Source organism: Martelella sp. UBA3392, assembly GCF_002358775.1.
In the GTDB taxonomy this organism is placed as follows: Bacteria; Pseudomonadota; Alphaproteobacteria; order Rhizobiales; family Rhizobiaceae; genus Martelella; species Martelella mediterranea.
Map to the genome: position 1 here is coordinate 1 of NZ_DEPM01000250.1, position 4,616 is coordinate 4,616.

At 62.7% G+C, this 4,616-nt stretch carries 3 protein-coding genes; 2 read left to right on the forward strand and 1 reads right to left on the reverse strand.

Annotated features, from left to right (window positions below; all coding sequences use genetic code 11):
* Positions 1-165: 165 nt before the first annotated feature.
* Both B4E36_RS19915 and B4E36_RS19920 read left to right on the forward strand, forming a co-directional pair.
* Positions 166-567, forward strand: a complete 402-nt coding sequence (locus B4E36_RS19915; RefSeq protein ID WP_292053159.1) for a DUF779 domain-containing protein — start codon at positions 166-168, stop codon at positions 565-567.
* Between the two features lie 130 nt (positions 568-697).
* Positions 698-1,318 carry a glutathione S-transferase family protein gene (locus B4E36_RS19920; protein ID WP_292052749.1) on the forward strand — a complete coding sequence of 207 codons (621 nt, stop codon included), beginning with the start codon at positions 698-700 and terminating at the stop codon, positions 1,316-1,318.
* 139 nt (positions 1,319-1,457) lie between these two features.
* Here B4E36_RS19920 and metH read toward each other — a convergent pair.
* On the reverse strand, positions 1,458-4,616 hold a 3,159-nt coding region (gene metH / locus B4E36_RS19925), incomplete at its 5' end, for a methionine synthase (RefSeq protein WP_345900735.1).

Sequence of the window (4,616 nt, forward strand, 5' to 3'; positions counted from 1 at the left end):
CTGGTCAGCTACTCGACCGAGAAGGTCGGCTTCTTCTGAGAACACAAGAAGAGGGTGACAAGCCCCCTCCTCCCTGGAAGGCGGGCGGAGCGCATGCGCTCCGCCCGTCGACGGCAATGGAAGGAAGGTAAAATGGAAAACCCAGCAATCAACTGCGTCACGGATATGATACTGCCCGAAGGCGCCGAGCCCAATTGTCGCGTCACCGCCACGCCTGCGGCACGCGCGCTGATCCGGGAAATCCAGTCCGAGTATGGCGAGATCATGTTCCACCAGTCCGGCGGCTGCTGCGACGGCTCGTCGCCGATGTGCTATCCGAAATCCGAATTCCATCTCGGCAGCGGCGACGTTCTGCTTGGCGAGGTGGAAGGGGCGGAAGTCTGGATATCCGGTCCACAATTTGCCGCCTGGAAGCACACCCAACTCATCCTCGACGTGGTGCCCGGCCGCGGCGGTATGTTCAGCCTCGACAATGGCCGCGAGAAACGGTTTCTGACCCGGTCCCGGGTGCTGAGAGAAGACGAACAGGCGGCGCTGGGAGAGGCCCGCGGCCCGAGCGGCGCTTGACGTTTACCGCCAAACGACGTCCGAACCGACGTTTGGCTAAACTCCGCTTCACCCCCAGTGACCGCTCGTCATTTAGGTCTTGATTTCCAGCTGACGGCCAAATAGAACATAAAGCGAACACCAAGGGGGAATGATGAGCAGAATTACCTTGTACACCAACCCGCTTTCGCGCGCGCGGATCGCCCGCTGGATGCTGGAGGAGGTCGGGGCCGATTATGAGCCTCGCATCTTGACCTATAACGGCACGATGAAGGAACCAGCCTATCTGGCCATCAACCCGATGGGCAAGGTGCCGGCGATTGTCCATGACGGCAATGTGGTGACGGAATGCGCGGCGATCTGCGCCTATCTCGCCGACGCCTTTCCGGAAGCCGGGCTTGCACCGCCGCCCGCCGAGCGCGCCTCCTACTACCGCTGGCTGTTCTTCGCCGCCGGCCCGCTCGAAGCAGCCATCGTCAACAACAGTTTCGGCTTTGTCGTTCCCGCGGAACGGGAACGCTCGGTCGGCTACGGCAATTTCGAGCATGTCATGGATACGCTCGACAAATGGCTGTCGGAAAACCGGTTCGTTGCCGGCGACAGCTTCACAGCCGCCGATGTCTATGTCGGCGCCCAGGTCAACTGGGGCCTGCAGTTCGGCACGTTCGACAAGCGCGATTCCTTTGCGGCCTATGCCGAGCGCATCGCCGCCCGCCCGGCTTATATCCGCGCCAGCAAGCTTGATGACGAGGCCGTCGCGGTGGCGGGCTGACACGACGAAAAACAACGCCGCCGGTCAGGCGGCGTCCAGGTTGCTGACAAACGTCTCCCCATTCGGGATCATCCTCGGGCTTGACCCGAGGATCCAGGCCGCCCGGCAAGGGTACGCCAAGCAGTCCGAAAGCCGCCGCTCAGGCCGCGTCATCCACCGGCTTGGCGTCCGCCGGGATGTAGTTGAGGATCGGGGACAGCCAGCGTTCGGTCTCCTCGATGCTCATGCCCTTGCGCCTGGCGTAGTCCTCCACCTGATCGCGCTCGACCTTGGCGACGCCGAAGTAATAGCTGTCGGGATGGCCGATATAGATGCCGGAGACCGAGGAGCCGGGCCACATCGCGTAGCTTTCCGTCAGCTCCACGCCGGTCGCACCGGTCGCATCGAGAAGGGCGAACAGCGTCTTCTTCTCGGTGTGGTCGGGCTGGGCCGGGTAGCCGGGCGCCGGGCGGATGCCGCCATAACCTTCGCCGATCAGTTCGGCATTCGAAAGCGCCTCGTCCGGCGCATAGCCCCAATATTCGCGCCGCACCTGTTCGTGCATGCATTCGGCGAAGGCCTCGGCGAAGCGGTCGGCCAGCGCCTTGACCATGATCGAGGAATAATCGTCATTGGCGCGCTCGAAACGCTCAGCGATCGCGATTTCCTCGAACCCCGCCGTCACCACGAAGCCGCCGACATAGTCCTGCTTGCCGCTGTCGACCGGGGCGACGAAATCGGACAACGCCAAATTCGGCCGGTCGCCGCGCTTGGAAAGCTGCTGGCGAAGCGTGAAGAAGGTGGCAAGCTCTTCCGTGCGCCCTTCATCCTTGTAAAGCCGGATATCGTCGCCGACGGCGTTCGCCGGCCAGAAGCCGATCACGGCGCGCGGCCGGAACCACTTCTCGTCGATGATCTTCTTCAGCATCGCCTGGGCGTCGTCAAACAGTTGCCGTGCGGTTTCGCCCTGCTTCTCGTCCTTCAGGATATCGGGATAACGCCCCCTCAGCTCCCAGGTCTGGAAGAACGGCGTCCAGTCGATATAGCGCGCCAGCGTTTCGAGGTCGTAATCCTCGAACGTCTTCGTGCCCAGAAAGGACGGCCGGGTCGGCTCATAGGCGTTCCAGTCGATCTTCACCGCATTGGCGCGGGCGGCCGGCAGCGGCAGGCGGTTCTTGGCCGCTTCCGCCTTGCGGTGGGCATCGGCCACCTTGGCATATTCGGCGCGGATATTGCCGATATAGCCGTCTCGCGCCTCCGGCGTCAGCAGCGACGACACCACGCCGACGGCGCGGCTGGCGTCGGTCACATAAATCGCCTGGCCCTTCTCATAGGCCGGATGGATCTTCACCGCCGTATGCACCCGGCTTGTGGTCGCCCCGCCGATCAGCAGCGGAATGTCAAAACCCTGCCGCTCCATTTCGGCGGCGACATGCACCATCTCGTCGAGCGAGGGCGTGATCAGGCCGGAAAGCCCGATGATATCGGCCTTGTGCTCCTTGGCGGCGGCGAGGATCTTTTCCGACGGCACCATCACGCCGAGATCGATGATCTCGTAATTGTTGCAGGCGAGCACGACGCCAACGATGTTCTTGCCGATATCGTGGACGTCGCCCTTGACGGTCGCCATGATCACCTTGCCGGCGGCCTGGCCCTGCTCGCCGCCATTGAGGCGCTTTTCCTCTTCCATATAGGGCAGCAGCACGGCCACGCCCTGCTTCATCACGCGGGCGGATTTCACCACCTGCGGCAGGAACATCTTGCCCGCGCCGAACAGGTCGCCAACGACGTTCATGCCGGCCATCAGCGGCCCTTCGATGACGTGCAGCGGACGTTCGGCGACTTGGCGGGCTTCCTCCACATCGGCCTCGATATATTCGGTGATGCCGTTAACCAGCGCATGCTCCAGCCGCTTTTCGACCGGCCATTCCCGCCATGTCAGATCCTGCTTGCGGGCCTCGGTCTTGCCCGTGCCGCGATAGCGCTCGGCGATGTCCAGGAGCCGCTCGGTCGCGTCCGAACGCCGGTTCATCACCACGTCCTCGCAGGCCTCGCGCAGTTCCGGGTCGATGCTCTCGTAGACGATCAACTGGCCGGCATTGACGATGCCCATATCCATGCCCGCCTGAATGGCGTGGTAGAGGAACACCGCATGCATGGCCTGGCGCACCGGCTCGTTGCCCCGGAACGAGAAGGAGAGGTTCGACACGCCACCGGAAATATGCGCGCCCGGCAGCGTCTCGCGGATGGTCTTGGTGGCCTCCAGAAAGTCGACGCCGTAATTGTCGTGCTCCTCGATGCCGGTGGCAACGGCGAAGATATTCGGATCGAAAACAATATCTTCCGGCGGAAAGCCGACCTTCTCCGTGAGGATTTTATAGGCCCGCGTGCAGATCTCCACCTTGCGCTCATAGGTGTCGGCCTGGCCCTGCTCGTCGAACGCCATCACCACGGTTGCCGCGCCATAATCGCGGATAAGCTGCGCCCGTTCGATAAATTGTTCCTCGCCTTCCTTCAGCGAGATCGAATTGACCAGCGACTTGCCCTGCGCGCATTTCAGCCCGGCCTCGATGATCTCCCATTTGGAGGAGTCGATCATCAGCGGCACGCGAGCGATATCCGGTTCGGCGGCGATCAGGTTGAGATACTCGACCATCGCCTTCTGCGAATCGATCAGCCCCTCATCCATGTTGATATCGATGATCTGCGCGCCGGCCTCGACCTGATCGCGCGCCACGTCGAGGGCGGCTGCGTAATCGGCATTGGTGATCAGCTTGCGGAATTTGGCGGAGCCGGTGACATTGGTGCGCTCGCCGACATTGACGAAGGGAATGTCCTTGGTGAGCGTGAATGGTTCCAGGCCCGACAGCGACATGACGGGACGATGCTCCGGCACTTCGCGCGGGGCGAATTCGGCAACGGTGTCGCGGATTTTCGAAATATGCTCCGGCGTGGAACCGCAGCAGCCGCCGATGACGTTGACCAACCCCTGCTCCGCGAACGGCCGGATCAGCGCGGCCATCTCGTCCGGGTCCTGATCGTAGAGACCGAATTCGTTCGGCAGGCCGGCATTGGGATAGGCGCAGATGAAGGTATCGGCGACGCCGGAGAGTTCCTGCAGATGCGGCAGCATGGCATCCGCGCCCAACGCACAGTTGAGTCCGATCGTGAAAGCGTCGGCATGCGACAGTGAATTCCAGAACGCCGTCGGGGTCTGGCCGGAAAGCGTGCGGCCGGAAAGATCCGTGATCGTGCCGGAAATCATCAGCGGCAGCTCGATGCCCTTTTCGCGGAAAGCCTGACGCGCGGCGAACACCGC